The sequence below is a fragment of the Nocardia terpenica genome (assembly GCF_013186535.1).
In the GTDB taxonomy this organism is placed as follows: Bacteria; Actinomycetota; Actinomycetes; order Mycobacteriales; family Mycobacteriaceae; genus Nocardia; species Nocardia terpenica.
In genome coordinates this window covers 1,303,749-1,329,047 of sequence record NZ_JABMCZ010000005.1, presented here as the reverse complement: position 1 = coordinate 1,329,047, position 25,299 = coordinate 1,303,749, and the positions used below count along the sequence as shown (strand labels likewise).

Annotated in this window: 28 protein-coding genes; 16 read left to right on the top strand and 12 right to left on the bottom strand. The window is 70.4% G+C overall.

From position 1 onward, the window contains the following. The first annotated feature begins 39 nt into the window (after nt 1-39). A complete protein-coding gene (locus HPY32_RS41910; RefSeq protein WP_067586658.1) occupies nt 40-360 on the top strand; it encodes an alpha/beta fold hydrolase in 321 nt (106 codons plus the stop codon). Here the strand turns inward: HPY32_RS41910 and HPY32_RS41905 are convergent. After that, the gene (locus HPY32_RS41905) at nt 347-1,495 is read right to left on the bottom strand and encodes an epoxide hydrolase family protein (RefSeq protein ID WP_067586661.1); all 1,149 of its coding nucleotides are present in this window, start codon (nt 1,493-1,495) and stop codon (nt 347-349) included. The genes HPY32_RS41910 and HPY32_RS41905 overlap by 14 nt on opposite strands. Continuing rightward, entirely contained in the window at nt 1,492-2,100 is a 609-nt protein-coding gene (locus HPY32_RS41900) for a TetR/AcrR family transcriptional regulator (protein WP_082871258.1), read from the bottom strand. Before HPY32_RS41900 ends, HPY32_RS41905 begins: the two co-directional genes overlap by 4 nt. Before the next feature lie 189 nt (nt 2,101-2,289). Here HPY32_RS41900 and HPY32_RS41895 point away from each other — a divergent pair, with 189 nt between their 5' ends. Beyond that, entirely contained in the window at nt 2,290-2,817 is a 528-nt protein-coding gene (locus tag HPY32_RS41895; RefSeq protein WP_067586665.1) for a DUF4142 domain-containing protein, read from the top strand. A 15-nt stretch (nt 2,818-2,832) separates the two neighbouring features. Here HPY32_RS41895 and HPY32_RS41890 read toward each other — a convergent pair whose 3' ends face one another. Both HPY32_RS41890 and HPY32_RS41885 read right to left on the bottom strand, forming a co-directional pair. Next, the gene (locus HPY32_RS41890; RefSeq protein WP_067586667.1) at nt 2,833-3,249 is read right to left on the bottom strand and encodes a hypothetical protein; all 417 of its coding nucleotides are present in this window, start codon (nt 3,247-3,249) and stop codon (nt 2,833-2,835) included. Between the two features lie 34 nt (nt 3,250-3,283). Continuing rightward, nucleotides 3,284-3,796 carry a DUF2231 domain-containing protein gene (locus HPY32_RS41885; protein WP_067586669.1) on the bottom strand — a complete coding sequence of 171 codons (513 nt, stop codon included), beginning with the start codon at nt 3,794-3,796 and terminating at the stop codon, nt 3,284-3,286. A 131-nt stretch (nt 3,797-3,927) separates the two neighbouring features. On the opposite strand from HPY32_RS41885, the gene HPY32_RS41880 reads away from it, so the two are divergent. Next, on the top strand, nt 3,928-4,623 hold the full coding sequence (locus HPY32_RS41880; protein WP_067586671.1) for a helix-turn-helix transcriptional regulator: 696 nt from the start codon (nt 3,928-3,930) through the stop codon (nt 4,621-4,623). An 87-nt stretch (nt 4,624-4,710) separates the two neighbouring features. Here HPY32_RS41880 and HPY32_RS41875 read toward each other — a convergent pair whose 3' ends face one another. Then, nucleotides 4,711-6,207 (bottom strand): sialidase family protein, encoded by a 1,497-nt coding sequence (locus tag HPY32_RS41875; RefSeq protein WP_067586674.1) that lies wholly within the window; start codon nt 6,205-6,207, stop codon nt 4,711-4,713. Nucleotides 6,208-6,509: 302 nt separating this feature from the next. Here HPY32_RS41875 and HPY32_RS41870 point away from each other — a divergent pair, with 302 nt between their 5' ends. The 4 genes from HPY32_RS41870 to HPY32_RS41855 all read left to right on the top strand — a co-directional run bounded on the left by HPY32_RS41870 (nt 6,510) and on the right by HPY32_RS41855 (nt 9,855). Beyond that, nucleotides 6,510-7,361 (top strand): SDR family NAD(P)-dependent oxidoreductase, encoded by an 852-nt coding sequence (locus HPY32_RS41870; protein ID WP_309247580.1) that lies wholly within the window; start codon nt 6,510-6,512, stop codon nt 7,359-7,361. A gap of 37 nt (nt 7,362-7,398) precedes the next feature. Next, nucleotides 7,399-8,514, top strand: a complete 1,116-nt coding sequence (locus HPY32_RS41865) for an alcohol dehydrogenase catalytic domain-containing protein (RefSeq protein ID WP_067586679.1) — start codon at nt 7,399-7,401, stop codon at nt 8,512-8,514. A 118-nt stretch (nt 8,515-8,632) separates the two neighbouring features. Then, a complete protein-coding gene (dapB, locus tag HPY32_RS41860) occupies nt 8,633-9,373 on the top strand; it encodes a 4-hydroxy-tetrahydrodipicolinate reductase (RefSeq protein ID WP_231951915.1) in 741 nt (246 codons plus the stop codon). Next, nucleotides 9,370-9,855: a hypothetical protein gene (locus HPY32_RS41855; protein WP_171983297.1), complete on the top strand. Its 486-nt coding sequence runs from the start codon at nt 9,370-9,372 to the stop codon at nt 9,853-9,855. Before dapB ends, HPY32_RS41855 begins: the two co-directional genes overlap by 4 nt. Here HPY32_RS41855 and HPY32_RS41850 read toward each other — a convergent pair. After that, a complete protein-coding gene (locus HPY32_RS41850) occupies nt 9,771-10,772 on the bottom strand; it encodes a GlxA family transcriptional regulator (RefSeq protein ID WP_067586682.1) in 1,002 nt (333 codons plus the stop codon). The genes HPY32_RS41855 and HPY32_RS41850 overlap by 85 nt on opposite strands. 188 nt (nt 10,773-10,960) lie before the next feature. Between HPY32_RS41850 and HPY32_RS41845 the strand changes: the two genes are divergently transcribed. Next, complete coding sequence (locus HPY32_RS41845; protein WP_067586685.1) at nt 10,961-11,629, top strand: DJ-1/PfpI family protein; 669 nt, start codon at nt 10,961-10,963, stop codon at nt 11,627-11,629. A gap of 61 nt (nt 11,630-11,690) precedes the next feature. Here HPY32_RS41845 and puuE read toward each other — a convergent pair whose 3' ends face one another. The 5 genes from puuE to HPY32_RS41820 form a co-directional block, all read right to left on the bottom strand. Beyond that, complete coding sequence (gene puuE / locus HPY32_RS41840) at nt 11,691-12,602, bottom strand: allantoinase PuuE (RefSeq protein ID WP_067586687.1); 912 nt, start codon at nt 12,600-12,602, stop codon at nt 11,691-11,693. Nucleotides 12,603-12,604: 2 nt separating this feature from the next. Next, on the bottom strand, nt 12,605-13,627 hold the full coding sequence (gene alc, locus HPY32_RS41835) for an allantoicase (protein ID WP_067586689.1): 1,023 nt from the start codon (nt 13,625-13,627) through the stop codon (nt 12,605-12,607). Further along, on the bottom strand, nt 13,624-14,838 hold the full coding sequence (locus tag HPY32_RS41830) for a DUF6986 family protein (RefSeq protein ID WP_309247579.1): 1,215 nt from the start codon (nt 14,836-14,838) through the stop codon (nt 13,624-13,626). The genes alc and HPY32_RS41830 overlap by 4 nt, the downstream gene beginning before the upstream one ends. Further along, nucleotides 14,835-15,575 carry an aspartate/glutamate racemase family protein gene (locus tag HPY32_RS41825; RefSeq protein WP_067586693.1) on the bottom strand — a complete coding sequence of 247 codons (741 nt, stop codon included), beginning with the start codon at nt 15,573-15,575 and terminating at the stop codon, nt 14,835-14,837. Before HPY32_RS41825 ends, HPY32_RS41830 begins: the two co-directional genes overlap by 4 nt. Before the next feature lie 98 nt (nt 15,576-15,673). Beyond that, complete coding sequence (locus tag HPY32_RS41820) at nt 15,674-16,414, bottom strand: GntR family transcriptional regulator (RefSeq protein WP_082871261.1); 741 nt, start codon at nt 16,412-16,414, stop codon at nt 15,674-15,676. A gap of 86 nt (nt 16,415-16,500) precedes the next feature. Between HPY32_RS41820 and HPY32_RS41815 the strand changes: the two genes are divergently transcribed. From HPY32_RS41815 to HPY32_RS41800, 4 genes are all read left to right on the top strand, one after another. Then, complete coding sequence (locus HPY32_RS41815) at nt 16,501-16,869, top strand: flavodoxin family protein (protein WP_067595586.1); 369 nt, start codon at nt 16,501-16,503, stop codon at nt 16,867-16,869. A gap of 158 nt (nt 16,870-17,027) precedes the next feature. After that, nucleotides 17,028-17,684 (top strand): response regulator transcription factor, encoded by a 657-nt coding sequence (locus HPY32_RS41810; RefSeq protein ID WP_067595588.1) that lies wholly within the window; start codon nt 17,028-17,030, stop codon nt 17,682-17,684. 107 nt (nt 17,685-17,791) lie between these two features. Continuing rightward, the gene (locus tag HPY32_RS41805; RefSeq protein WP_067586696.1) at nt 17,792-19,075 is read left to right on the top strand and encodes a sensor histidine kinase; all 1,284 of its coding nucleotides are present in this window, start codon (nt 17,792-17,794) and stop codon (nt 19,073-19,075) included. Then, on the top strand, nt 19,062-20,090 hold the full coding sequence (locus tag HPY32_RS41800) for a DUF8320 family protein (protein WP_067586699.1): 1,029 nt from the start codon (nt 19,062-19,064) through the stop codon (nt 20,088-20,090). Before HPY32_RS41805 ends, HPY32_RS41800 begins: the two co-directional genes overlap by 14 nt. Nucleotides 20,091-20,092: 2 nt before the next feature. Here the strand turns inward: HPY32_RS41800 and HPY32_RS41795 are convergent, their stop codons facing one another. After that, on the bottom strand, nt 20,093-20,542 hold the full coding sequence (locus tag HPY32_RS41795; RefSeq protein ID WP_067586702.1) for a hypothetical protein: 450 nt from the start codon (nt 20,540-20,542) through the stop codon (nt 20,093-20,095). Nucleotides 20,543-20,688: 146 nt separating this feature from the next. Between HPY32_RS41795 and dapA the strand changes: the two genes are divergently transcribed. The 4 genes from dapA to HPY32_RS41775 all read left to right on the top strand — a co-directional run bounded on the left by dapA (nt 20,689) and on the right by HPY32_RS41775 (nt 25,293). After that, nucleotides 20,689-21,597 (top strand): 4-hydroxy-tetrahydrodipicolinate synthase, encoded by a 909-nt coding sequence (gene dapA / locus HPY32_RS41790; protein ID WP_067586705.1) that lies wholly within the window; start codon nt 20,689-20,691, stop codon nt 21,595-21,597. Continuing rightward, nucleotides 21,594-23,600 (top strand): ribonuclease J, encoded by a 2,007-nt coding sequence (locus HPY32_RS41785; protein WP_067586708.1) that lies wholly within the window; start codon nt 21,594-21,596, stop codon nt 23,598-23,600. The genes dapA and HPY32_RS41785 overlap by 4 nt, the downstream gene beginning before the upstream one ends. Before the next feature lie 15 nt (nt 23,601-23,615). Then, complete coding sequence (locus tag HPY32_RS41780; protein ID WP_067586711.1) at nt 23,616-24,239, top strand: TIGR03085 family metal-binding protein; 624 nt, start codon at nt 23,616-23,618, stop codon at nt 24,237-24,239. A 73-nt stretch (nt 24,240-24,312) separates the two neighbouring features. Beyond that, nucleotides 24,313-25,293 carry an AfsR/SARP family transcriptional regulator gene (locus tag HPY32_RS41775; RefSeq protein WP_156674383.1) on the top strand — a complete coding sequence of 327 codons (981 nt, stop codon included), beginning with the start codon at nt 24,313-24,315 and terminating at the stop codon, nt 25,291-25,293. Nucleotides 25,294-25,299: the final 6 nt, after the last annotated feature.

The following is a 25,299-nucleotide window of genomic DNA, read 5'->3' as shown; positions in this document are numbered from 1 at the left end:
ACGCATTTTCGGCGAGTCGTGCTGTCCTGGTAGGTCCCTGTGCGGGAGGCGCTCGCGCGAGCGCTGCGTCGCAATCTCGCCCGGCGAACCGAGCCCGCCGAATCCGCGCCCGATCCCCTCGCCGCCGACAACTGGTGGGCGACAACGACAATGCCCGCCCGTATTCTGCACGGGGCCGACGACATGCCGGACTTCTCGGAAGGAGCAAGGCGACTCGTGCGTGTCCTGGGCGCGCCGGAAGTCACCGTTGTCGACGGTGCCGGGCACCTCCTGCCGCTCGAGCGGCCCGCTGCCGTCGCCACCGCAATCCTCGACCTGATCACAGAGCCGCGCGGCACCTCCCGGCTCAGCTCGGGGTGAGTGTGCGGAAGAAGCGGCGTATGTCGCCGACCAGGAGTTCTGGTTGCTCCATCGCGGCGAAGTGGCCGCCGCGGTCGAACTCGGTCCAATGCACGATGTTGTCGAGGCGTTCCACGAACGCGCGGACCGGCAGGGTGATATCGCCCGGAAACACCGCCATGCCGGTGGGTACCCGGGACGGCTCGGCCTCGGCCCAGTTTCTGGCCGATTCCTTGTACAGCCGCGCCGACGAGCCCGCGGTACCGGTCAGCCAGTACAGCATGACGTTGCTCAGCATGTGGTCACGGTCCACCGCGCTCTCGGGAACGTCGTCGGAATCGGTCCACTCCTGGAACTTCTCGACGATCCAGGCGAGCTGTCCCACAGGCGAATCGGTCAGCCCGTACGCCAGGGTCTGCGGTCGGGTGGCCTGCACGGCGGTGTAGCCGGACGTCTGCGCCCGGTGCCGCTCCCAGGTCAGCAAGCGTGCGCGGTCGAGGTCGTCGAGTCCGGTCGGGTCGCCGGTGGGAAAGGTCGGTGTCCCGTTGAGATGGACGCCGATGACCTGGCCGGGCGCGATCACGCCGAGCTCGCGGGAGATGCCCGCGCCCCAGTCGCCGCCCTGGGCCCCGTAGCGCCGGTAGCCGAGCCGGTTCATCAGCTCGGCCCAGGCGCGGGCCACGCGGCGGTAGTCCCAGTGCGTTTGACGTGTCGGCCCGGAGAAGCCGTACCCCGGGATGGACGGCGCCACCACGTGGAAGGCGTCGGCCGGATCGCCGCCATGGGCGCGGGGGTCGGTCAGCGGGCCGATGATCTCCAGGAACTCCAGGACCGACCCGGGCCAGCCGTGCGTGATGATCAGCGGCACGGCGTCGGGCTCGGGCGAGCGGACATGCACGAAGTGCACGTCCGCGCCGTCGATCTCCGTCGTGAACTGCGGGAAGGTATTGAGCCGCGCCTCATGGACACGCCAGTCGTAGGCGGTGCGCCAATATTCGGCCAGCTCTCGCAGGTAGCCGCGCGGCACGCCGTAGTCCCAGCCGACGCCGGGCAGTTCGTCCGGCCACCGGGTGCGGGCCAGTCGGTCGCGCAGGTCCTCCAGGTCGGCCTGCGCGATGTCGACGCGGAAGGGACGTATCTCGTTCGCCGGTGTCATCGGGTTCTCTCTTCTGTGGAGCGAGGGCCGAGGACACGGTTGAGCAGTGCCTCTTCGAGCTCGCGGAGGGGGAAGGTGGGATCTTCGGCGGCGAGCACAAGCCCACCGCGGATACCGGCCAGCAGCAACAGCCGGTCGCCTACCGGATCGAGTGAGCCGGAGGCGAGCAGCGCGTCGTCCAGCACCCGAAACAGGTCGGAGGCCGCGTCGTCGGCTCCGGCCGCCCGCAGCACCGCACGGGCTTCGGGATCGGCGAGCAGCGCACAGACGGCTCGCCCCTCGTCGATCTCCTCGGCGGAGGTGTCCAGCCCGAGAAGTGCCGAGCGAACGAGCAATCGCAGCGAGGCGGCAGGGCTGTCACCCTGCTGGGCCGCCAGGGCCGAGCGGGTGCGTTCGCGCCATCCGTCGGCCACGTCGATCAGCAGCCCCGCCTTGCTGCCGAAGTACCGCGACGGCAGGCCGGCAGCGACCCCGGCCCGTGCGGCGACCTGCCGCAGTGTCGTCGCGCGATAGCCCTGCTCGGCCATCAACAGGACGGCGGCCCGCCGGATCCGGGCCCGCGTCGTGTCCCGGACCGCGGCCGAAGCCTCAGGGCTTCGGGGCATGAGGGAATTTTCGTTGAACCATGGTTCAATCTAACCATGCGCGTTCGACGTGTCCACCAAACCGGTGGCGGCACAAGGATCCTCGATGATCTCCGTCCCCGCATTACCGTCGCCGCGCAGGCGTATGTCGCGCAGAGCCGGGTAATACGGGCGGCAGCAAGCACGCTTCGGTACGAGAGGGGTTTTGCCATGCGAATACGCCACTATGTGCTGGTTGCGGCGGCGGCTGTCGCCTCGACCGGTTTGTCCGGGCCTGTCGGCAGTGCCGAACCGGTCGCGCTGGCCGGGCAGGACCAGCAATTCTTGATGGCCGCTCATCAGGGCAATCTCGCGGAAACGCTGTCGGGAGCCCGGGCCGCGCTCACCGGGCAGGGCGTCTGCGATGCTGTTCCGAGGATCGGCCGGATGCTGGTCGCCGATCACACCCAACTCGATGCCCAGGGTGCGATGGTCGCGGTACGGACCGGCACACCGCTCCCGCTGACACCCACCCCTGACCAGACACAGCAGCTACTGGCCACGGGTATGAAGACCGGCCGGGACTTCGACGTCGCGTGGCTACAGATGCAGCAACGATTCCACACCGAAACCCTTGCCGCCGTACGCCAGGAGATCACCGCTGGCGCCTCCGACGAAGTCCGGACGCTGGCCCGCCAAGCCGAGCCGGTCGTACTCCGCCACCTCGACGCGGTCCAGGAGGCACTGACGACGTGCTGATCGATGGGCCACCGGTCAGCTTCCGCCGACGCCGAGTGCGGTGAGCAGGACCAGCACGACCGTGGCGACGGCCAGCACACCGTGTCCGCCGACGATCGCGACGGGGAAGTGCCGTTCGGCGGGTTCGGCCGTTCCCGCGGCGGCGGCCGCGCGGTAGACCGGTATCCACCGCAGCAGCATGGCGAATCCGAGCAGCGCGACCGGGACCAGCAGGGCGAACCCGACCCAGGCGAGGACGTCGTTGTCGGCAACCAGATAGATGATCCACACGATCAGTCCGGCCGCGGCCAGCAGGAAATGCCCGAACACGACCGGTGCGGGCAGCCGGGTGGTACTGCCTTGCCGTACACCGCCTTTCGCGATCCACGTGCCGAGCAGGACGAAACCGCCGGCCGCGGTGAGTAACCAGAGGATCAACGCCGCGATACCCATGAGATCTCCCGAAGTTGTGAGGGACAGCGAGAATTCAGCGCCGGTATCCGGCGGCCTGGCTGGCTTCGTCGGCCACCCGGACGCCGTAGCGGTAGGCCAGTTTGCCACCGAGATAACCCGAGACCGCCAGCGCCGCCAGGCTCACCACCGACAGCGCCAGCGGGCCCGCCGCGACGGCACCGTGCGGGCCGCCGCCGGACCGCCGCCACAGGAAATCGGCCGCGAAGGCGACCGTGACGGCCAGGTTCACACCCATGTGCAGCAGTCCGGTGCGGAATGCGGTCGTACCGGTGGGAATGGCCAGCAGATCGAGCAATCCGATCATCGCCGCCGCCAGGGCGCCGAGTACCCCGATCGCGATCAGCCACAGGGCGCCCTCGGCGAGGAAGTCGGGGTCGCCCACGAGGTGCGAGCCGATGTCGAACACCAGGCTCGCCACCCACGCGCCGATCGGCACGGTCACCAGGATCGGATGGAACGGATGCCCGTAGGGCCCGGCCAGTACCGCGCTCACCGGGCGCTTGGCTTGCTGTGGATCTGCGGTCACGACAGCCTCCCAACCAGCATCTGGTTTCGCCAATCATTATTGGCGTAATTGCCTTTGGTGGTCAAGATTCGACACACCAGATGAGTACCCGGATAGATTTCGGCTAACACGATCGGCGTTATTGTGGTCATGTGACCGATGATTCGGCTATCGCGGCAGTGGCCGCGCTCGACGACGAGTGGCGGCGGCGGATGTACGGGTTCATCCGTGGCGCCCGGCGCCCGGTCACCCGCGACGAGGCCGCCGCCGAGGTCGGCATCTCCCGCAAGCTGGCCGCTTTCCACCTGGACAAGCTGGTCGATGCCGGGCTGCTGCGTGCGCGGTACGAACACCTCGGGGGTGTACGCCGGGTCGGCCGTACGCCGAAGGTGTACGAACCCACCGATACCGAAGTGCGCGTGAATATCCCGGAGCGCCGCCACGAGATCCTGGCCCGAATACTGATGGATGCGGTACTCACCGAGGGCGCGGGAGAGACCGCGCGCGAGGCCGCGGTGCGTGTCGCCGGGCAGCGCGGTGCGGAGCTGGGCACGGCGGTTCGAGAGCGCCTGAAGCCCGGCCGGTTGGGGGCCGAACGCGCCCTGACCCTGACCCGGCAGCTGCTCACCGAGCAGGGCTTCGAACCCGACCGAGACCGGCCGCTGTGCCTACGGCTGCGCAACTGCCCATTCCATCCGCTGGCGGGCGCGGCACCCGAACTGGTATGCGGACTCAACCACGCCTACCTGCACGGCATGCTCACCGGCCTCGGCGCCGACACCGTGCAGGCGGTCCTGGCACCGAAAGCCGGTGAATGCTGTGTCGAACTGCGTTCGGCCCCGGGCTGACTCCTCTCACGCCGCCCAGCCGAGGACCCGTGCTCTCGGAAGGCGACGACGTCGACTGATCTGCTGCCGGTCACGACCGCGGCTTTCTCATCGGGTGATCGTCGTACTGTCGGTGGTCGCGGTGAAGATATCGGTGCGGTTGTCGAGGTTGTTGTCGTTGGTTGCTGCGAACAACGGGCGGAAGCCGGTGGGGGTGGCGGCGAGGCCGTCGTAATCGCCGAGGAAGTAGCCTTCGGCGTTCGGGGCGGTGAACATGTCGAACGAGCCGGCAATGTGGGTTTCGGACCAGGTGGCCCCGTTGTCGGCGGAAGTCACCAGCCAGTAGTCGGTGGGCAGCGTCGTCGTGTTGTCCGCGGCGAGGTTGCGGAAGTCGTAGTAGGACACGGCGATCGATCCGCCGACTCCCGCGCGCACGGTGGGGGTGAAGGCGGGAGTGTTCGGGGACGTGTTGACCTGAATGGGGGCGGACCAGGTCGCTCCGTTGTCGGTGGACTTCGAGAAGGCGATGCCGTCGTGGTCGCCACCGCTGAACCTGTTGTCCTGCCAGGTGAGGTACAAGGTCCCGGTGCGGGAGTCTACGGCGATCTCCGGGATGGCGCCGCCGGTCCTGATCGCCGCGCCGGTGTTGGGGTCGGTGACACCGCTCTCCTGTTCCTGGCTGACAGTGGTGGGCCCGGACCAGGTGGCTCCGTGGTCGGCCGAGGTGATGATCGCGAGGCTGGAGCTCCCGTTCGAGATCAGCTCGAAGGCGTCGACCAGGGTTCCGTTGGGCAGCACCACGATCTGATTGCCGATGGTCTGGGCGTTCTGTCCGGGGTCGAAGATGGTCGTCGTGGACCAGGTGGCGCCACCGTCGGTGGTTCGGGCGAACATCGTGGGGCCGCTGCTCGCCTGCGCTCGTTCGTGCAACGCCTCGGCGGCGCTGCGGTTGGCCTTGGAGGTGGTGAGCCGGTCCCAGGTGGCGTAGACGTAGTGGGCGTCGGTGGGGTCGGCGGTGATGGAGACCTTGTCGTTGAGGACACCGGTCTCGGTGTCCTGGATGAGGGAGACGGGGTCACTCCAGGTGTCGCCGCCGTCGGTGGACCTGCTGACAGACATCCCATTGGTCGGGTTGGAGCTGTTGAACGGCTGCGAGATGTAGTACAACGTCCCGTCGGGGGAGAAGGTGACCCACGGGTCGGTGGCGCGCTCGTAGTCGCCGCCGTTGCTCGAATCGCCGCCGGCGCAGTGGGTGATGTGCGGAATGACGACCTGCTTCCAGGTCGCTCCGCCGTCATGAGAGACGCCCGCCATGTCGCTGTTGGCGCCGCCGTCGGACCACCGATCCTGCTGGTAGCCCGCGACGATGTTGTTCGGATTGGCCGGATTGATCGCGATCTGTGGCTCAACCTTGGTGTTGGGGTAGTTGGTCCCGGTCTGCGGGGCACCGTTACAGCCGGAGGCGAACGGGGTTGGGCCGGAAACGGTAACGGGTGGAGTGGCGGTGGAGGCGAAGGCGAGCGGGGTACCCAGGCCCACACTCGCGGCGACGGCGGTCGCTGTGGCGAATGAGGCGGTGAACGCGGTGAACAAGGGACGACGCATTGGTTCTCCCGGCGTACTCGGTCGGCGCGGCCGTCACTGCGGCGGACCATCCGACACGTATTGTGAGACGATTGTAGATCTCGTTGTCCCACAACATAATCAATGTTCACTTGGGGAAGCGCCGTGCCGGATTACGTTGTTAGGGGCAATCTTTCGTTATGGGTAATGATTGTTCGAAGAGACGTTTTACAGGCGGCGAAATATAGCGGTGTGCAGCGGCAGTACACGCTGCGTCCGTGCCGGGATGGGTGACCGTGGTTGACTGGCGGCGTAGGCGCGGCGAATGGAAGGAGGGTGGGGCTGTGACGGTGCGGGAGCGGATCGGCCGGGCGTTGCTGGCGCGGTCGTTGGGGCCGGTGGGTGGCGTCCGGCGGGGGCGGGGCGGGGCGGAAGTTGTTGTGGGGAAGCGGATTTTGTTGACGGGGGCGTCGGCGGGGGTGGGGCGGGCGGCGGCGGTTCGGTTGGCGGGGGCGGGGGCCGAGATGGTTTTGGTGGCGCGGCGGCGGGATGAGTTGGAGCGGTTGCAGGGGGAGATCCGCGCGGCGGGCGGCAAGGTCGAGTATCGGGTGTGTGACATGTCCGAGGCCGGACAGGTCGAGGAACTGGTGCGGTGGGTGGTCGATACCTACGGCGGGGTGGACGTGCTGATCAACAATGCCGCACGGTCGATTCGGCGGCCGCTCACCGAATCGTTCGATCGGATGCACGACTATCACCGCACCATGGCGGTCAACTACTTCGGCGCGGTGCAGCTCACGCTCGGTCTGCTGCCGGACATGATCGCGCGCGGTACGGGGCACGTGATCAATGTCGGGACCTGGACCGTGGCCGCCGATACCTCGCCGTGGTTCACGGCCTACCACGCCTCCAAGGCCGCGCTCGCGGGCTTCGGCCGCGCGGCGGGCGGCGAGCTCGAACGCGCCGGGATCGCCGTGACCTCCGTGCATTACCCGCTGGTGCACACCGCCATGAGCGCGCCCACCGAAAAGTTCCGCGCCATGCCGGGACTCACGCCCGAGCAGGCGGCCGAATGGCTGGTGACCGCGATCCGCACCCGGCCGGTGCGGATGGTGCCGCAGTATGCCGCGTTCCTGCGGCTGCTCGGGATCGTCTCGCCGCGCACGGTGGATCGCATGGTCGCGCGCGGGGGCTGACGGGTCTCCGGCGGCGATTCGCGGTAGCGTCTCGAGAATGAGGATTCGCGGTGCTGTCCTGGAACGAATCGGTGACCCCACCCCGTACGCCGACTCCCGCCCGATCGTCATCGACGACCTGGACCTGGGAGATCCGGGCCCGGGGGAACTGCTGGTGCGGATCGAGGCGGCGGGGCTGTGCCACTCGGATCTGTCGGTGGTGGACGGCAATCGGGTGCGGCCGCTCCCGATGCTGCTCGGGCACGAGGCGGCCGGGCGGATCGAACAGCTCGGGCCCGGCGACAGCGATCTGCGGGTCGGGCAGCGCGTGGTGATGACCTTCCTGCCCCGGTGCGGGCGGTGCGAGGGCTGCGCGACCAACGGGCGCACGCCGTGCCTGCCGGGCAGCCTCGCCAATAATGCGGGGGAACTGCTCGCCGGTGGGCGGCGGCTGCTGCGCGGCGGCGCACCGGTCCACCACCATCTGGGCGTGTCGGGCTTCGCGACCCATGCCGTGGTGGATCGCCACTCGGTGGTGCCGGTGGACGACGACGTGCCGCCGGACGTGGCGGCCGTGCTCGGCTGCGCGGTGCTGACCGGCGGTGGGGCGCTGCTGAATTCGGCCCGGCCCGGCGCGGGCGACCGGATCATGGTGGTCGGGCTGGGTGGGGTCGGCATGGCCGCGGTCCTGGTGGCGGCGTCGCTGCGGGAGGAGCTCGGCGGCGAGGTCATCGCCGTCGACACGCTGCCCGAAAAGCTGGATCTGGCAAGCAAACTCGGCGCCACCCAGGTGTACACCCCGGCGGAGCTGAGCGAGCGGGGCATCCAGGCGGAGGCGGTGGTGGAGGCGGCGGGCACCGTGCGCGCCTTCGAGACCGCCGTGGCCGCGACCGCGCCGGGCGGCACGACCGTCACCGTCGGCCTGCCCAATCCCGAAGCGCGGGCGAGTATTTCGCCGCTCGGGCTGGTGGCGCAGGGCCGCTCCATCGTGGGCAGCTACCTGGGTTCGGCGGTGCCCGCCCGCGACATTCCCGAGTACGTGCGCATGTGGCGCGCGGGGCGGCTGCCGGTGGAGCGGCTGGTGTCCGCGCGCATCGGCCTCGAGGAGATCAATCACGCCATGGACGAACTGGCCGCGGGGCACGGGCTGCGGCAGGTGATCGTCTTCGATTGATGCCGACCGGCTATCGGTCATTCCGGTGCTGGGGGTGCCACTCGCCGATCCGCGGGCGCAGTAGGCTCGGCGGGGATTGTCGGACAGCATGTGAGGAGTTCAGGTGACCACGAACCGGATCCGGGTGGGTGTGCTCGGCGCGCGCGGCAAGGTCGGGCAGGCGATCTGTGCGGCGGTCGAGGCGGCCGACGATCTGGATCTGGCCGCCGCCGTCGACAAGGGCGACGCGCTCGACGCGTTCACCGAGTCCGGCACCGAGGTCGTGATCGACTTCACCCATCCCGATGTGGTGATGCCGAATCTGAAATGGCTGGTGGAGCACGGAATTCACGCCGTGGTCGGCACCACCGGCTTCGACGAGGGGCGGCTCGGCGAGGTGCGGGGCTGGCTGGCCGGTAAGCCGGAGGTCGGGGTGCTGATCGCCCCGAACTTCGCCATCGGCGCGGTGCTGTCGATGCGGTTCGCCGAGCAGGCGGCCCGCTGGTTCGACTCGGTGGAGGTCATCGAGCTGCACCACCCGAACAAGGCCGACGCGCCGTCGGGCACCGCCTACCGCACCGCGGGCATCATCGCCGACGCGCGGCGCCGCGCCGCGGTGGGACCGAGCCCCGACGCCACCACCACCGAGCTGGACGGCGCGCGCGGCGCGAGCGTCGACGGCGTGCGGGTGCACTCGGTGCGGCTGGCCGGGCTGGTCGCCCACCAGGAGGTGCTGTTCGGCACCGAGGGCGAGACCCTGACCATCCGCCACGATTCGCTGGACCGCAGCTCCTTCGCGCCCGGTGTGCTGCTGGGCGTGCGGCAGATCGGCGCGCGTCCGGGCCTGACGGTCGGTCTCGACCCGCTGCTGGACCTGTGAGCGGGCGGACCGACGGGGCCGTGCTGCGCACGGTCGGCCTGCTCGTCTTCCTGGTCGTCGCGCTCGCGTTCTATTTCCTGCTGCTGGGACGGATCGCGGTCGGCCTGATCGGCAGCGGCAAGGCCGTCGGCGTCGCCATGGGTATCGGCGTGCTGATCCTGCCGATCATCGGCGTGTGGGTGGTGGCGACGAGTATTCGCGCCGCCCTCGCCCATCAGCATCTGGCGCGGCGGATGCATGCGGAGGGCGGCGAGCTCGACACCTCGCAGCTGCCGCGCCGACCGTCCGGCCGCATCGAGAAGCCCGCCGCCGACGCCCTGTTCGAGCAGGTCAAGCGGGAATGGGAAGCGGACCCGGACAATTGGCGCACCTGCTACCGGGTGGCCCGCGCCTACGACTACGCGGGCGATCGTGGCCGGGCGCGCGAGACCATGCGCCGCGCGGTGGCGCTGGAACGGCTGGAGCGGAACGAGCTGCGGTAGCTCTGCGGGGTGACGCCGACGATGCGTTTGAAGCGGTCGCGGAAGGCGGTGGGGGAGCCGAAACCGGCTTGGGCGGCAATGCGTTCCACGCCGTGATCGGTGGTTTCGAGCAGGTATTGGGCGCGGCGCACGCGGGTGTGCAGCAGCCACTGGACGGGTGTGGTGCCGAGTTGGTCGCGGAAGCGGCGGCTGAAGGTGCGTTCGCTGAATCCGCTGCGGCGGGCGAGATCGGCGAGCGTGAGATCCTCGGCGAGGTGCTCCTCGATCCAGGACAGCACCGGCTCGAGCTGTGAGCCTCGCGGGGCGGACGGGGTGGGGCGCACGATGAATTGTGCCTGTCCGCCTTCGCGTTCCAGCGGCACCACCGACAGGCGGGCGGTATCGGCGGCGACCGCGGAGCCGAGGTCGCGGCGAATCATGTGCAGGCACAGGTCCAGGGCGGCCGCCGCGCCCGCCGAGGTGAGAATGCGGCCGTTGTCGACGTAGAGCACATCGGGGCGCACCTCGATGCGCGGATACCGTTCGGCGAGCAGGTCGGCGGCCTGCCAGTGCGTGGTGGCGGCGAGCCCGTCCAGCAATCCCGCCGCCGCCAATACGAACGCGCCCGTGCAGACGGAGGCGATGCGGGTCCCGGAGGCGGCGGCCGCGCGCAGCGCGTCGAGCGCCCGAATGTCCGGTGGCGCAGCGTTTTCCGAGCAGCCGGGCACGATGATGGTGTCGGCCGTGCGCAGCGCGTCGAGCCCGTGCGGGGCGACGATCTCGAAGGTTTCGGTGACCACCCGCGGCGTCGGCGCGCAGACCCGGACCCGGTAGGGCCGCCGCCCGTCGGCGAGCCGCGCCCGGCCGAACGCCTCGATGGGCGTGCTCAGATCAGCGGGCACCACATGATCGAGGGCGAGAACGGCCACGGTGTGCATGCGGCCACGATAGGTGAATTCCCGCCGGGGTAGAAGGTCCAGGTCATAGGGCTGTGGGCTGGATAGCTGCTGAATGGGGTCATGGCGAGAATCCGTGGATGATTGACGATTTCGCCACTGTGATCACGGAATCCGGTGCTCTTACGCTGATTCGGCAACCCGCCCATACCCACAAGGAGCACCCCCGCATGTATGCGCAATTCGTTCTGTTCGACGGCTTCGACCCATTGGATGTCATAGCCCCGTTCGAGGTCCTGCACGCCGCGGGCATGGCGACCGGCGGCGCGGTGGCGGTCGAGCTGGTCAGCGCAGAGGGGGCTCGCGAGGTACCCAGCAGTCTGCCCGCGATAAGCCTGCGCGCCACCGCAATCCTCGACCCGGTACGCGCGGACGTGATCGTCGTCCCCGGGGCGGCGGGCGACCTGCCCTCCGACAACGACAGTGCCGCAACCGATTCCGAGAACTCCATCGCGGCCATCCTGGCTCGCGCCGCCCGAACCGACCTCGCCTCGCTCCTGGCCGCCGCCATGGAACGCGACGACACCCTGGTGGTAACGGTCTGCGGGGGCTCGCTGATCCTCGCCATGGCGGGCCTGCTCACCGGCCGCCCCGCCACCACCCACGACCTCGGCGACCCCGTTCTGAAAGCCACCGGCGCACAGGCGATCTCCGCCCGCGTGGTGGACGACGGCGACCTGGTCACCGGCGCGGGGGTAACCTCCGGCCTCGACGTGGCGCTGTATCTGGTCGAGCGAGAGATCGGGCCGCAGGTAGCCCACGCGATCGAGAAGGTATTCGCCTACGAACGCCGCGGCACCGTCTGGTCCCGTCTGGGGGCGGTGCCGAGCTTCGGGTAGATCCCGGCCAAAAGCATGCCGGGATCATTAGCAGCCGGGATCACTGTGGCGCATGCCGGGATCACTGTGGCGGATGTACCCGGGCCCAGTGTTCGGCGATGTCTATTCGTCTTGCCAGCCAGACCTTTTCGTGGGATTGGACGTAGTCCAGGAAGCGGTGTAGGGCGGCGGCGCGGGCGGGGCGGCCTGCTATGCGGCAGTGTAGGCCTACCGAGAGCATTTTGGGGGAGCCTGCGGCGCCTTCGGCGTAGAGGACGTCGAAGGCGTCGCGGAGGTAGGCGAAGAATTCGTCGCCGTTGGCGAATCCGGCGGGGGAGGAGAACCGCATGTCGTTGGCCTCCAAGGTGTATGGCACTACCAGGTGATCCGCGTCGCCGACTCGTACCCAGTAGGGGAGGTCGTCGGCGTAGGAGTCGGAGTCGTAGGTGAAACCGCCGTGCTCGACCACCAGTTCGCGGGTCTGCGGGGAATCCCGGCCGGTGTACCAGCCGCGCGGCGGGGCGCCGAACAGGTCGGTGATGATGCGCACCGCCTCGGCCAGGTGCTGGCGCTCGACCTCCGGATCGACCAATTGATAGGAGATCCAACGCAATCCGTGGCAGGCGATCTCGTGGCCGAGCCGCGTGAACGCCGCGACCGCCTCCGGATTGCGTTGCAGCGCACGGGCAACCGCGAAGATCGTCAGCGGGATGCCGCGACTTTCGAAGGCCCGCAGGACCCGCCACAGCCCGGCGCGCGAACCGTACTCGTACAGCGACTCCATGCTCAGGTGCCGATTCGGGAACGCCTGCGCCGGAACGATATCCGACAGGAACGTCTCCGAGGCCGGGTCACCGTCGAGGACGGAGTTCTCGCCGCCCTCCTCGTAGTTGAGCACGAACTGCACCGCGATATTCGCCTCGCCGGGCCAGTGCGGATGCGGCGGTCGCGGCCCGTAGCCGACCAGATCGCGGGGGTAGCCGGGTTCGCTCATGGTCACTCCTGTTCGGCGCGAAGCTTATCGCGGGCCGCGGCGGTCAGCGTGCCGAACAGGCGCAGCCGGGCGAAGCCGCCGTCGGGATACACGTCCAGGCGAATCTCGGTGACCGGCTCGGCCGCCGCGATCGCGAAGCGGTGCCGGGTATCGGGCAGCAGATCCGTGCGCGGCAGCAACTCCACCTCGGCGCCGTCGGCGCGAAACCCGGTGAGCCGGGCCGCGCCCGGGCTGTTGGACAGGAAGTAGGAGGTATCGATCTCCACCAGGCCGGGCACGCTCTCGCCCGCCAGAAGCACTCGGACCCAGTCGTTTCCGCCGTCGCGGCGGCGGGCGGTCTCCCAGCCGTCGCCCATGACGCGGGCCCGGCCGGGCAGCAGCAGATTCTGCGGATGCGAGTAGAACCGATTGGAGCAGTCGACCACCCGCCCGCCGTTCTCCAGCGCGGCCAGATCGAACGGACCCGAATCCAGCCAGCGCAGATCGGGTTTCGCCGTGCCGTGCACCCGCAGCCGGGCCACGCCGCCGTCCGGGTACATGCGCAGTCGCACGTGGGTGACGCGGCGCGTGGACTCGACCGGGAACGGATTCTCCGCGTCGCCGTTCACCTTCGCGCGCTCGACGAGGGTGAACCAGTCCGTCCGCGCGGCGATCTCCGCGGCCGCGGGATACCCGTCGACCACCAGTCCCTCGACGGAGATCTCCGGCGGATAGTTGCCCGTGAACCAGGCGGTGTCCACCACCACGCCGTGCACCACGCCCGGAACACCCAGCCGCACAACGGCTTCGTCGCAGTCCTCCGGCCCTGGCGCGGTGCCACCGGGACGGCGGCGACGCCGGGTCTCCCACCCGTCGTACACCTGTCCCTTGTGGCCGAAGGTGGCCGCGGTGAAGGTGGCGGCCTCCGGGCGGATCAAATTCTCCTTCTCCGCGAAGGATTCGTCGTTCGCCCAGATCACGGCGCCACCGAGGGGGCGTTGCGCCAGGTCGGGCAGCAGGGTGAAATCGATTGGCGCACCGGTCATCGCGTCGGTGACTTCCTTTCTCGCAACTGGGTGAGCACGTCCACGGTCGCGGCCGGGGCCAGCGCCGTGACGTCGTCCGGGCCGAAGGCCCCGCAGTCCAGGCCGCGCAGCACCACGGTGGCCAGCGCCTGCGCGGTGGCCGGTTCGTCGACCACCGCGCCGCCCTGGCGCCGCAGATAGCGGTCGATGCGCGGGGCGGCCACCGGCAGCGCGCCGCGGAAGAACGCGAACGTCGCCAGCCAGCGCGTCACCAGGTGGCCGGGGTGCATGTCCCAGCCCTGGTGGTAGCCGTGTTCGAGGGCGCGGGTGACCAGCCGGAAGTGGCGCGACACCGCCGCGGCCACCTCGTCGTCGGCGCCGATCGGCAGCACCTGGGTGGAGCCGTCGCACACCCACACCCCGGTCTGCGCGGCGGCGGCCTGCATCACCGCCTTGGCGTGGTCGGCCACCGGATGCTCGAGCGACTGGAACTGCGGGGAGATGCCGCACGCCGCGCTGTAATCGTAAGTGCCGTAGTGCAATCCGGTGCAGCGCCCGGCGGAGCGGTGGATCGCGCGGGCCACGGTCGCGGTGCCGTCGGCGGCGATCACGGCCTGCGGGCTCTCGATCTGTAACTCGAAAAGCAAAGCGCCGGAGGGCAATCCGTGCGCGAACTCCAGCGCCTCGCACAGCCGCACGGCGACGTCGACCTGCTCGGCCGCGCGCAGCTTCGGCACCGTGAACACGAATCCGTCGGGCACGCCGCCCGCCCCGTCCAGCACCCGCTCCAGGGTGCGGATGGCGCGCCCGTATTCGCCGCCGGTGAGGCCCTTGATGCGGATGCCGCGCGAGAACACCGCGGGCGGCAGCGTCGCCAGCACCTGCCCGGCCCGGGTGGCGTCGCGGTCCTCCGCCTCGTCGCCGCGGGTGCCGTAGCCGTCCTCGAAATCCAGGCGCAGATCCTGAATAGGCCGCCGCGCCAGCGTCTCCCGCACCCGGGCCAGGGTCTCGGCATCGGACAGGTCGGTGAGCAGACCGGCGTGCCGGTCGGCGAGAGCCGTTGCGGCCGCGCCCCATTCGTCGGGCAGATCCTTGCTCGCGTCGGCGGCGCACACGTAGGCGGTGTGGATCGGCTGGCCGGGCCGATCGCCCGAATAGTCGCGCGCCAGGTCGGCGTCGACCGCCCGGACCCGGGCGGCGAGATCGGACAGGACTTCCGGGGGCAGGTTCACGATTCGGCTCCGTCGGTGGCGAATTCGGACAGCAAACCGGTGTAGCGCTTCGGTGGCGGCGACGCGAACTCGCCGCGGCCGGACTTGCGCAGTCCCAGGGTGACCAGCGATTGCACCGTCACCGTCGCCGCGGCCACGCCGTCGATCACCGGCACCCCGATCTCGTCGGACAGCTCATGGCACAGATCGGCCATGCCCGCGCAGCCCAGCACCACCGCGTCGGAATCGTCGGCGGCCACCGCCGCGCGGCAGGCGTCGGCGATCACGCCGCGCACCTTCGGGTCCTCGAGTTCCAGCACCGGGATGTCGGTGGCGTGCACGCCGCGGCAGAAGCGTTGCACGCCATAGCGTTCGGTGAGGTCCACGGCCTGGCCGACGGTGCGGGCCAGCGTGGTCACCACGCTGAAGCCGCGGCCCAGGTGGGTGGCGGTGCGCATGGCGGCCTCCGCGATGCCGAGCACCGGCCCGCGCGCCAGCTCGCGCGCCGCGGACAGGCCCGGGTCGCCGAAGCAGGCGATCACATAGCCGTCCACGCCCTCGGCCTCGCCGCGGGCGATCTCGGCCAGCAGCCCGGGCACCGCCAACGCCTCGTCGTAGTGGCTTTCGATCGAGGCCGGGCCCATCGGCGAGGTGACCGCCTCCACCACGGTGCCCGGCGCGGCCACGGCCCGGGCGCACCGCCCGATGACGGCCGTCATGGCGGCCGTGGTATTGGGGTTGATCACACGAATTCTCATGCGGTCCCGGTCATATCGCACATCCCGTCGGTCGGATCCGCGCGGCGGATCGATGGGCGCGACGTTATCGATCCGGTATTGCCGGTTTGTTGCGAAAACTATATATCTTCCGCGGCCGGTGCGGCAGGCTCGGCGAACAGGCCCAGATCGGTCGGCAGTCCGGCCACCACCTGATTGAGCCGGGCGTGGTGGCGATCGGTGGCGGCCAGCAGCGCCCCGGCGTCCCCGGCCAGGAACGCCGCCAGCTGGCGGCTGTGGTCGGCGTGCAGCACCGCCCGCTCGGCGGCGCTCACGTGCACCATCGGCTGCACCGGTTCGGTGATGTTCCAGGCGTATTCGAGCATGTGCACCAGCCGCGCCATGCCCGAGGCCCGCACCAGCGCGAGATGGAAGGTGCGGGTCTCGCGATGATAGGCGGCCGGATCGTCGTCGAGCACCGCCCGTTCCAGCCGGGCGTGCGACTCGGTGGCCAGCCGGTGATCCTCCGGCCCCGCCCGCGTCACCGCCGCGGCCAGCGCCGCCGACTCCAGCCGCTCCCGCGCCACGTACAGCTCGCGCAGTTCGGCGGCGGTCAGCCGGGTGACCGTGTACCCGAAATTGGGCCGGTGCTCGACCAGGCCCTCGCCGATCAAGGTCTGCAGCGACTCGCGCACCGGAATGGCGCTGACCGCGAACACCCGCGCGAACTCCCGCAGCGGCAGCCCGGTCCCCGGCGGCAGATTCCCGTTGAGGATCAGCCGCCGCACCTCGGCGAGAATCTCGTGCTGCGCATAGCCGCGGCGCGCGTCGCCCGGCGGCGTGAGATCGGGCAGCCGGGGAAGACGCGAACGGGAAGGCACGCTCGTACCGTAGCCGCCCGCACTAGTCTCGAGGTGTGCCGACGCTGCTGATCATCCACCACACGCCGTCTCCGTTCCTGCAGGAGATGTTCGAGGCGGTCCTGTCGGGCGCCACCGCCCCGGAGATCGAGGGCGTCACCGTGGAACGCCGCGCGGCCCTGTCGGTCACCGCCGCCGACGCCTACCTCCTCGGCTACATGTCCGGCGCCCTCAAACACGCCTTCGACACCTTCTACTACCCCTGCCTCGACTCCACCCGAGGCCGCCCGTTCGGCTACTACATCCACGGCAACCAGGGCACCGAGGGCGCCCAGCAGAGCATCGAAACCATCACCACCGGCCTCGGCTGGGAACAGGCGGCGGCCCCGGTCGTGATCACCGGCGCCCCCGACAAGGCCGTCCGAGAGCAGTGCTGGGAGTTGGGCGCGACGGTATCCGCACAGTTGACGGTTTGATTACCCCCGAATTCTGGTGGCTGACAACCGCTGGAAGGAGTCCGTCATACTCGACACGAGCATGTTTCGGGGCCGACAATCCGTGTCGTCGGACGTTCGTGCGAGGTGTTCGGGATTTGGGAAGAGGTGAGAGCGCCGTGGAGGCGACACAGCAGGGGATGTCGGGGCCGCGTCGGATCGGGCTTGTCGAGGACCACGAGTCCGTGGCGCTGGGGCTGGCGACGATGCTGGCGCCCGAACCCGATCTCGAGCTCGTCATCACCGCCGGGACCGTCGCCGAACTGTTCGCGGCCGCACCGGAATTGGATCTGGTGGTGCTGGATCTGCGGCTCGCCGACGGGTCCAGCCCCGAGGACAATGTGCGCGCCCTGCGCGGGCGCGGCGTCGAGGTGCTGGTGTTCACCGGCGCCGACAACCCGTTCCTGGTGCGCTCGGCCGCGAAGGCCGGGGTGCTCGGCGTGGTCCGAAAATCCGAGGACGTGCAGACGGTGGTGTCCGCGGTTCGCGCGGCCGCCTCGGGCGAACAGGTGGTGACCACCGACTGGGCCGCCGCCATCGATAGCGACCCGCAGCTGTCCGATGTCGGCCTGAGCCCGCGCCAGCAGGAGGTGCTCACCCTGTACGCGTCGGGGGAGAAGGCATCGCGGGTGGCCCGCCTGACCGGTCTGTCCGAACAGACCGTCAACGACTATCTGGGCCGCATCCGGCAGAAGTACGCCGATGCCGGTCGCCCGGCGCCCACCAAGACCGACCTGTACAAGCGGGCGGTCGAGGACGGCTGGCTGCCGGTGCCCGAGCGCAACCCGCGGACATGAGCGAGCGAACGATGGGCACAGCCGGGCAGTCGCTCGTGCTGGCGCCGAGCGCACGCTCGTGCTGGCGCCGAGCGCTAGCGAGGGGGCGGCATGAGTGAGGCACCGGCATGATCGCGTCCGGCGCGCTGGATGCCTCGCTCGCGCGTTCGGGAATGCTGGTGCGGGCCGGTGCGTGGTGGCGGAGCCGATCCGTGCTGGAGGAGGACGTGAACGCGGTCGCGTTCGACCGGATCATTCGGCGGCTCGGATTATCGGTGGGATGCGGCGGCGTGATCATGGGGCTGTTCGACATCCCGGAGATCGCCGAGCAGTCGCGCGTCGCGCCCGGCTGGTGGACGCCGACGGCGATGATCCTGGCGTTCGGCCTGTTCCCGGTGTTGGCAGGGGTCTCGATTCGGTCCGCGCCCAGGGTGATTCGCTACGTGGCGGGGGCGGCGGCGGTCGCGTTCCTGCTGGCGCTGGCGACCACGCCGTTCGCGCTGCACGCCCACATGATCGACGCCTCGTCGCTGTGGCTGTACCGGATGCTGCCGCTCGGCCTGGTGGCCGCGGCGCTGGCCTGGCCGGTGGCGGTGTCGATCGGCTATCTCACGGTCGGTTCGGCGGCGGTGGCGCTGACCGACGTCTTCCTGGTGGAGCCGATCACCTCGACCGCGGCGCTGAATTCGTTCGCCCGCTCCTTCGGGCTCTCGGCGCTGTTCCTGTGGTGCGTGACCTGCGCGCTCGGCGCGGCGGCGCGGGTCGACCGGGAGTCGGCGATCGCCAGCCGGCGCGCGGCCTCCGCGGCGGCCGCGGCCGCCCGCGATCACGAGCGCGGCCGGTTCGCCGCGCTCATCCATGACGCGGTGCTGTCCACGCTGCTCGACGCCGCCCGCGGCCACGAGCGCTCGGATGTGCTGCGCCGCCAGGCCGAACACACCCTCGAGCAGCTCGACGAGATCCGCGTCGACGTCCGCGAGCCCGATGTGCTCGACGCCCGGGCCGCGGTGATCTTCTTGCGTTCGGCCGTGCACGACATCAATCCCGGCATCCGGTTCGCCACCCGGACCTGGCCCGGCTTCGACGATCTGCGCATGCCGGTGCAGGCCGCGGGCACCCTGGCCGCGGCGCTGGGCGAGGCGGTCCGCAACAGCCTGCGCCATGCCGCGGTACCCGGCCGCGCCGTGCATCGCATCGTGACGTGCACGATCAGCGCGGGCAGCATCCGCATCGTCTTCGCCGACGACGGTGCGGGTTTCGACGTGCGGCAGGTGTCGGCCGATCGGCTGGGCATCTCGGTCAGCATCCTGGGCCGCATGCGGCAGCTGGCGGGCGGCGCGGGATTCGTGGAGTCGCAGCCCGGTGAGGGCACGATGGTGACGCTGGTGTGGGGCGGCGATGGATCGCACTGATCCCGGGCGCGACCTCGACGCCGGATTCGGCCTGCGGGATCTGCTCGGCCTGCGCGGCGGCATGGCCTGGCTGTTCCTGCTCATCCTGGAACTGACCATCTCGCTGTACATGCTGCGCAACCTGACCGCCGCGTCGACGGTGGAGGTGCTGGCGGGCCTGGCGGTGATGGTAGTGGCCGGGGCGGTGGTGCTGGTCGTCCCGATCGATCCGCTGCCGCTGCCGTTCGCGGTGTTCGTGGCCGCGGCCGGACCGGTGGCCACCGCGCTGACCGTGGCGAATCTGAGCTCGGAGCAGGCCCACTACATGGGCTGGACCAGCTACGCCAGCTCGTATGTGCTTGCCGCGCTGGTGCTGCGCGGCCGGATGGGCTGGGCCTGGCTCGGCGTGGCGGCCAGCGCGGTCGTGATCCTGGTCGCGGGCCTCAAGGGCGAGGCCGCGGTCGGCGCGATCGTGCCGGTCGGCACGGTCATCGCGATCTCGGTCTTCGCGCTGATCATGCGGTCCACCCAGCGCTCGCTGCGAATGTTGCGCGAGGAGGCCACGATTCGGGCCGCCTCGGAGGCGACCATGGCCGCCGCCGAGGGCGAGCGGCTGCGCCAGCTGACCCGGCTGGACCGGGTGGCGCGCCCGATCCTGGAGCGGATCGCCGAGGGCGTCGAGCTCACCGCCGCCGAGCGCGAGGAGTGCCGCCTGCTGGAGGCCGAGCTGCGCGACGGTCTGCGCGCGCCGCAGCTGGTGACCGACGAGCTGAGCGGCGCCGCCCGCGGTGCGCGGGCCCGCGGCGTCGAGGTGGTGCTGCTCGACGACGGCGGCTTCGCGGGGGTGCCGCATTGGATTCGGCAGCGCGTGATCGACGCCGCCACAAAGGAATTGGATGCCGCCAACGCCGGTGCGGTGACCGTGCGGGTGCTGCCGCTGGGCCGCCGGGTGCTGGCGACCGTGCTGGCGCACGCGCCCGATCACGATCGCCGCACCGAGATCGATACCGACGGCAATATCACCGTCTCGACCTGAGCTCACTCGTCGTCGTAGCGACCGGGCCCGCCCCTGCGCATCTGATCGCGCAGCGCGCCCTGCACGGCGGTGGACAGCCACGAGTTCAGCGACTGCCCGCTCTGCGCGGCGGCCTCCTCGGCGCGCGACTTGATGTTCTCCACCAGCCGCAGCGTGACGCGGCTGATGTCGCCGGTCATCTCCTCGAAGGTCGGGTGCTGTTCCTCACCCTGGTCGCGGCGCACGTCCACGTGGGCCGCGGTGCCGTCCAGGGTGACGCGCACCGTCCGGTCGCCGAGCGCGGCGCCGATCTCTCCGGCCAGCTCCGAGAGCGCGGCCAGCAGCGTCAGCCGGGCCGAATTCTCGGTGGCCGCGGCCAGGGCGGCGGCCGTGGCCTGTGTCTTCTCGTCGCCGAGGGCAGCGGCGGCGATCAGGTCCTCGCGCAGCCGGGCGGTGTACTTGTCCAGATCCATGACACCAGCATGGCGTCATTTACGACATCATTCAAGGAAAAATCTGATGTCATAGATGATGTCATCGTGACGGAAAGGGTCGCCGCAGATAGTTGAACCGGACAAGGATTCAAGATCGTTTCCGGGACCGGGTAGCCTTTCTGACCATGACGAACGGTGAAACGACGCGATCGAGCCCGCGCGCGTCCGGCACGGTCGGTGTCGCGATGGTGACCCCCTTTACCGCCGACGGCAAGCTCGATGTCGATGCCGGCGTCGCCCTGGCCGCGAATCTGGTCGATCGCGGCGTGGATCTGCTGGCCATCTCCGGCACCACCGGGGAGTCACCGACCACCACCGAATCGGAGAAGTTCGACCTGCTGCACGCCGTCGTCGACGCGGTCGGCGCGCGTGCCACCGTCATCGCCGGCGCCGGTACCTACGACACCGCGCACAGCATCGAGCTGGCCCGCAACGCCCAGCGGGCGGGCGCGCACGGCCTGCTGGTGGTGACCCCGTACTACTCGCGCCCCTCGCAGGACGGCCTGCTCGCGCACTTCACCGCCGTCGCCGACGCGACCGAGCTGCCGGTCACCCTCTACGACATTCCCGCGCGCTCGGTGGTGCCGATCGCGCCCGAGACGATCCGGCGGCTCGCCGAGCATCCGCGCATCGTCGCGGTCAAGGACGCCAAGGGCGACCTGGGCGCGGGCGCCGAGCTGATCGCCGACACCGGCCTGGCCTACTACTCCGGCGACGACGTGCTGAACCTGCCGTGGCTGTCGATCGGCGCGACCGGATTCATCAGTGTGATCGGGCATCTCGTGCCGGAGCGGCTGGTGCAGCTGCGCGAGCTGTACGCCGCCGGTGACGTGCTGCGCGCCCGCGAGGTGCACGCCAGCATGCTGCCGCTGATGCGGGCCATGGCCCGGGTCGGCGGTGTGGCGCTGGTCAAATCGGCGCTGCGGTTGCTCGGCACCGAGGTGGGTGAGCCGCGCCTGCCGCAGCTCATGCCGGCCGGCGAGGCGCTCGACCTGATCGCCGCCGAGCTGCGCATGGCGGAGGTGCTGGCATGAGCGAGCCGGTGCGTCGTCGTCCGCGCCGAGGCGCGAGCCGCGCCGCGGGCGCGCCCCCGCCCGCCCCGGAACCCGTGCAGCCGCAGCGCAAGTCGCCCGCACGGTCGGGAAGCGAAGCGCCGCAGCAGGTTCCGGTCGAGGCCGAGATCGCCGCGGCGCCGCCGGCGACCGCTCCGGCGGAGACCGAGGCCCGGGTCCGCGGCCGGGCACAGTCGGGCCGCGAGTCCGACCGCGGCGCGACGACCCGGCGTGGTGGCCGGGGTCGGCAGACCGGCCGCGACCGAGGCCGCGCCGAACAGGCCGCGCCGCAGGAGGTTCCGGTCGATCCGCACAGCCTGCCGGTGCCCCCCGCCGCGCCGAAGCACGGCCTGCGCGTCTTCGCGCTCGGCGGGATCGGCGAAATCGGCCGCAACATGACGGTTTTCGAGTACGGCGGCAAGCTGCTGATCATCGACTGCGGCGTGCTGTTCCCGGAGGACCAGCAGCCGGGCGTCGACCTGATCCTGCCCGACTTCCGGCCCATCGAGGACCGGATGGGCGATGTCGTCGCGGTGGTGCTGACCCACGGCCACGAGGACCACATCGGCGCGGTGCCGTTCCTGCTGCGGCAGCGGCCCGACATCCCGGTCGTCGGCAGCAAGTTCACCCTCGCGCTGGTGGCGGCCAAGTGCCGCGAACATCGCCTGCAGCCCAAGCTGATCGAGGTCACCGAGGGCGAGCGGACCACGCACGGCCCGTTCGAGTGCGAGTACTTCGCGGTCAACCACTCGATCCCGGACGCCCTCGCGGTCGCCGTGCGCACCCCGGCGGGCCTGGCGCTGCACACCGGCGACATCAAGCTGGATCAGTTACCGCTGGACGGGCGGCTCACCGACCTGGCCGGGTTCTCCCGGCTCGGCGACGAGGGCGTGGACCTGTTCCTGGTCGACTCCACCAATGCCGAGGTGCCCGGCTTCGTCACGCCCGAGCGCGAGATCGGCCCGGTGCTCGACAGCGTGATCGGCAAGGCCCGCGGCCGGGTGATCGTCGCCTCGTTCGCCAGCCATGTGCACCGCATCCAGCAGGTGGTCGACGTGGCCCAGCGCTACGACCGGCGGGTGTGCTTCGTCGGCCGGTCCATGGTCCGTAATATGCAGATCGCGCAGGACCTGGGCTACCTGAACATCCCCGACCAGATCGTGGTGGACCTCGATCAGGCCGCGACGCTGCCCGGCCACAAGCTGGTGCTGATCTCGACCGGATCGCAGGGCGAGCCGCTGTCGGCGCTGTCGCGGATGGCGCGCGGCGACCATCGCCAGATCAACATTCGCGCCGACGATCTCGTGGTGCTGGCCTCCTCGCTCATCCCGGGCAATGAGAACGCGGTGTTCGCGGTGGTCAACGGCCTGGCCCGGAAGGGCGCGACGGTGGTCACCCAGCAGAGCGCGAAGGTGCACGTGTCCGGGCACGCCTCGGCCGGTGAGCTGCTGTACCTGTACAACGCGGTGCGGCCGACCAATGCCATGCCGGTGCACGGCGAGTGGCGGCACCTGCGCGCCAATGCGGCACTGGCCGTCGCGACCGGTGTGCCCGAGGACCGGGTGGTGCTGGCCGAGGACGGCGTGGTCGTCGACCTGGTGGACGGCATCGCCTCGATCGTGGGCCGCTACCCGGTCGGTCAGGTGTACGTCGACGGCCTGTCGGTCGGCGACGTCGGCGAGTCCACGCTGTCGGACCGGCTGATCCTCGGCGAGGGCGGCTTCATCTCCATCACCGTCGCCGTCGACGAGGCCACCGGTAAGACCGTCACCGAGCCCGAGGTCAGCGGCCGCGGTTTCTCCGACGACCCCGGCGCCCTGACCGACGCCCAGAAACTGGTGGAGGCCGAACTGCATCGCCTGGCGAGCGAGGGCATCACCGACACCCACCGCATCGCCCAGGGCGTCCGCCGAGTCGTCGGCCGCTGGGTCGCCGAAACCTACCGTCGCCGCCCGATGATCGTCCCGACGGTGATCGGCGTTTAACGCTAGTCTCGGCGCATGAGTATGGCTCAGCGGGAGCGTCGCGCCCTGGTGGCGGCCATGGCGGCGGCCGGGGCGGACGCGCCCACCCTGTGTGCCGGGTGGGATGTGCGAGATCTGGCCGCGCACCTGGTGATTCGGGAGCGGCGGCCCGATATCGTGCCCGGGATCGTGCTGAAACCGTTCGCGGGGTACGTCGAGGCGGTGCAGGCCCGCACCGCTCGGCGCCCGTTCACCGAGCTGCTGGAGCTGATCCGCACCGGGCCGCCCTGGTACTGGCCGATGCGTCCGCTGGACGCCATCGCCAACCTCTCCGAGATGTTCGTGCATCACGAGGATGTGCGCCGCGCCCAACCAGGCTGGGAGCCGCGGGAATTGAGCGATGAGGACGAGGCCGCGCTGTGGCGGCTGCTGCGCCGCACCGCCCGGTTCAACTACCGCAAATCCCCGGTCACGGTGGTCCTGGCGACACCGGGCGGCGAGCGGGTCACCGCGCATCGATCCGGCGCGGCGGAGGTGGTGCTCACCGGCCCGCCCTCGGAGCTCATGCTGCATGCCTTCGGCCGCAACGAGGTTCGCATCGACGCCCAGGGCGCCCCGGCCGATGTGCAGGCGGTTCTCGGGAGCGACCGGCGCTTCTAGTCATGAAACGGTCACGGAGGCATGGATATTTTCCGTTTCGCAAGTGATGTTGTGACGGGAAGTAGGAGTGCTGATGTCCGGGCTGCTGTCGGTTCTCGGGCCGGTGGAATTGACGATCGATGGCGAGACGGTCCGCCCCATGCCGCCGAAACAGCAAGCCGCACTGGTGATGTTGGCGTTGGCGCGGGGGCGCACGGTCTCGGCGGCGGAGCTCATCCGCGGGATCTGGGGGTCGCACCGCCCCCGGTCGGCGCTGGGCGCCCTGCGCAACTACGTGTGGTCGGTGCGCAAGGTGCTGGCCGCCGGGCCGATGACGCTGCGGTCGGGGTCCGGCGGCTATCGGCTGGACGGCCCGCTGGAACTCGATATCGACCGCGTCGAACGCTTCCGGGCCGAGGCCGACGCCGCCCGGCTGGCGGGACGGCTGGAGGAGGCCGAGGCCGCGCTGCGGCGCGCCTTCCACTGCTGGCGCGGCGGCGCGCTGACCGGGGTGCCCGGCCCCTGGGCGAGCGCCGAGCGGGCCCGGCTGCGGCGGCTGCACGGCACGTTGCAGGAGACGGCGGTCGAGATCGCGATCCAGCGCGGCGACCACGCCCGGGCCTTGGCCGACCTGGACGCCCTCATCGTGGCCGACCCACTGTCGGAGCGGCTGCGCGCGCTGATGATGACGGCGCTGTACCGGTGCGGGCGCCGCAGCGAGGCGCTGGAGGTGTATCAGCAGATCCGGCGGCTGCTGGTGCGCGACCAGGGCATCGAACCCGGCCCGACGCTGGCCGAACTGCACCGGCAGATCCTCACCGACCAACTGTCCGCCGCGCCGGTGCCGAAACCGGCTGCGTCACCGCTGGATCCGGGCGATCTCGTGCAGGGGTTGTGGCAGGACCTGTCCGGCCCCGGCGTGCCCGACTCGGTGGCGGTGATCGTGTGCGACGAGCGGCGGGCCGACCAGTTCTGTCGCGAACTGGCCACCCGCGGCCTGCTGGAAGCCGCCGGTCCGGGTCGATACCGCTACCAGGACCTGATGCGGATTTTCATCCCCGGCGCGGCGCTGTGATCTCGA

Bases quoted from the DNA above. Each gene is read 5' to 3' on its own strand.
- HPY32_RS41905 (WP_067586661.1), bottom strand. From the start codon at position 1,495: ATGACACCGGCGAACGAGATACGTCCCTTCCGCGTCGACATCGCGCAG.
- HPY32_RS41900 (WP_082871258.1), bottom strand. From the start codon at position 2,100: ATGCCCCGAAGCCCTGAGGCTTCGGCCGCGGTCCGGGACACGACGCGG.
- HPY32_RS41895 (WP_067586665.1), top strand. From the start codon at position 2,290: ATGCGAATACGCCACTATGTGCTGGTTGCGGCGGCGGCTGTCGCCTCG.
- HPY32_RS41890 (WP_067586667.1), bottom strand. From the start codon at position 3,249: ATGGGTATCGCGGCGTTGATCCTCTGGTTACTCACCGCGGCCGGCGGT.
- HPY32_RS41875 (WP_067586674.1), bottom strand. From the start codon at position 6,207: ATGCGTCGTCCCTTGTTCACCGCGTTCACCGCCTCATTCGCCACAGCG.
- HPY32_RS41865 (WP_067586679.1), top strand. From the start codon at position 7,399: ATGAGGATTCGCGGTGCTGTCCTGGAACGAATCGGTGACCCCACCCCG.
- HPY32_RS41850 (WP_067586682.1), bottom strand. From the start codon at position 10,772: ATGCACACCGTGGCCGTTCTCGCCCTCGATCATGTGGTGCCCGCTGAT.
- HPY32_RS41845 (WP_067586685.1), top strand. From the start codon at position 10,961: ATGTATGCGCAATTCGTTCTGTTCGACGGCTTCGACCCATTGGATGTC.
- puuE (WP_067586687.1), bottom strand. From the start codon at position 12,602: ATGAGCGAACCCGGCTACCCCCGCGATCTGGTCGGCTACGGGCCGCGA.
- alc (WP_067586689.1), bottom strand. From the start codon at position 13,627: ATGACCGGTGCGCCAATCGATTTCACCCTGCTGCCCGACCTGGCGCAA.
- HPY32_RS41825 (WP_067586693.1), bottom strand. From the start codon at position 15,575: ATGAGAATTCGTGTGATCAACCCCAATACCACGGCCGCCATGACGGCC.
- HPY32_RS41815 (WP_067595586.1), top strand. From the start codon at position 16,501: ATGTTCGAGGCGGTCCTGTCGGGCGCCACCGCCCCGGAGATCGAGGGC.
- HPY32_RS41810 (WP_067595588.1), top strand. From the start codon at position 17,028: ATGTCGGGGCCGCGTCGGATCGGGCTTGTCGAGGACCACGAGTCCGTG.
- HPY32_RS41805 (WP_067586696.1), top strand. From the start codon at position 17,792: ATGATCGCGTCCGGCGCGCTGGATGCCTCGCTCGCGCGTTCGGGAATG.
- HPY32_RS41800 (WP_067586699.1), top strand. From the start codon at position 19,062: ATGGATCGCACTGATCCCGGGCGCGACCTCGACGCCGGATTCGGCCTG.
- HPY32_RS41795 (WP_067586702.1), bottom strand. From the start codon at position 20,542: ATGGATCTGGACAAGTACACCGCCCGGCTGCGCGAGGACCTGATCGCC.
- dapA (WP_067586705.1), top strand. From the start codon at position 20,689: ATGACGAACGGTGAAACGACGCGATCGAGCCCGCGCGCGTCCGGCACG.
- HPY32_RS41785 (WP_067586708.1), top strand. From the start codon at position 21,594: ATGAGCGAGCCGGTGCGTCGTCGTCCGCGCCGAGGCGCGAGCCGCGCC.
- HPY32_RS41780 (WP_067586711.1), top strand. From the start codon at position 23,616: ATGAGTATGGCTCAGCGGGAGCGTCGCGCCCTGGTGGCGGCCATGGCG.
- HPY32_RS41775 (WP_156674383.1), top strand. From the start codon at position 24,313: ATGTCCGGGCTGCTGTCGGTTCTCGGGCCGGTGGAATTGACGATCGAT.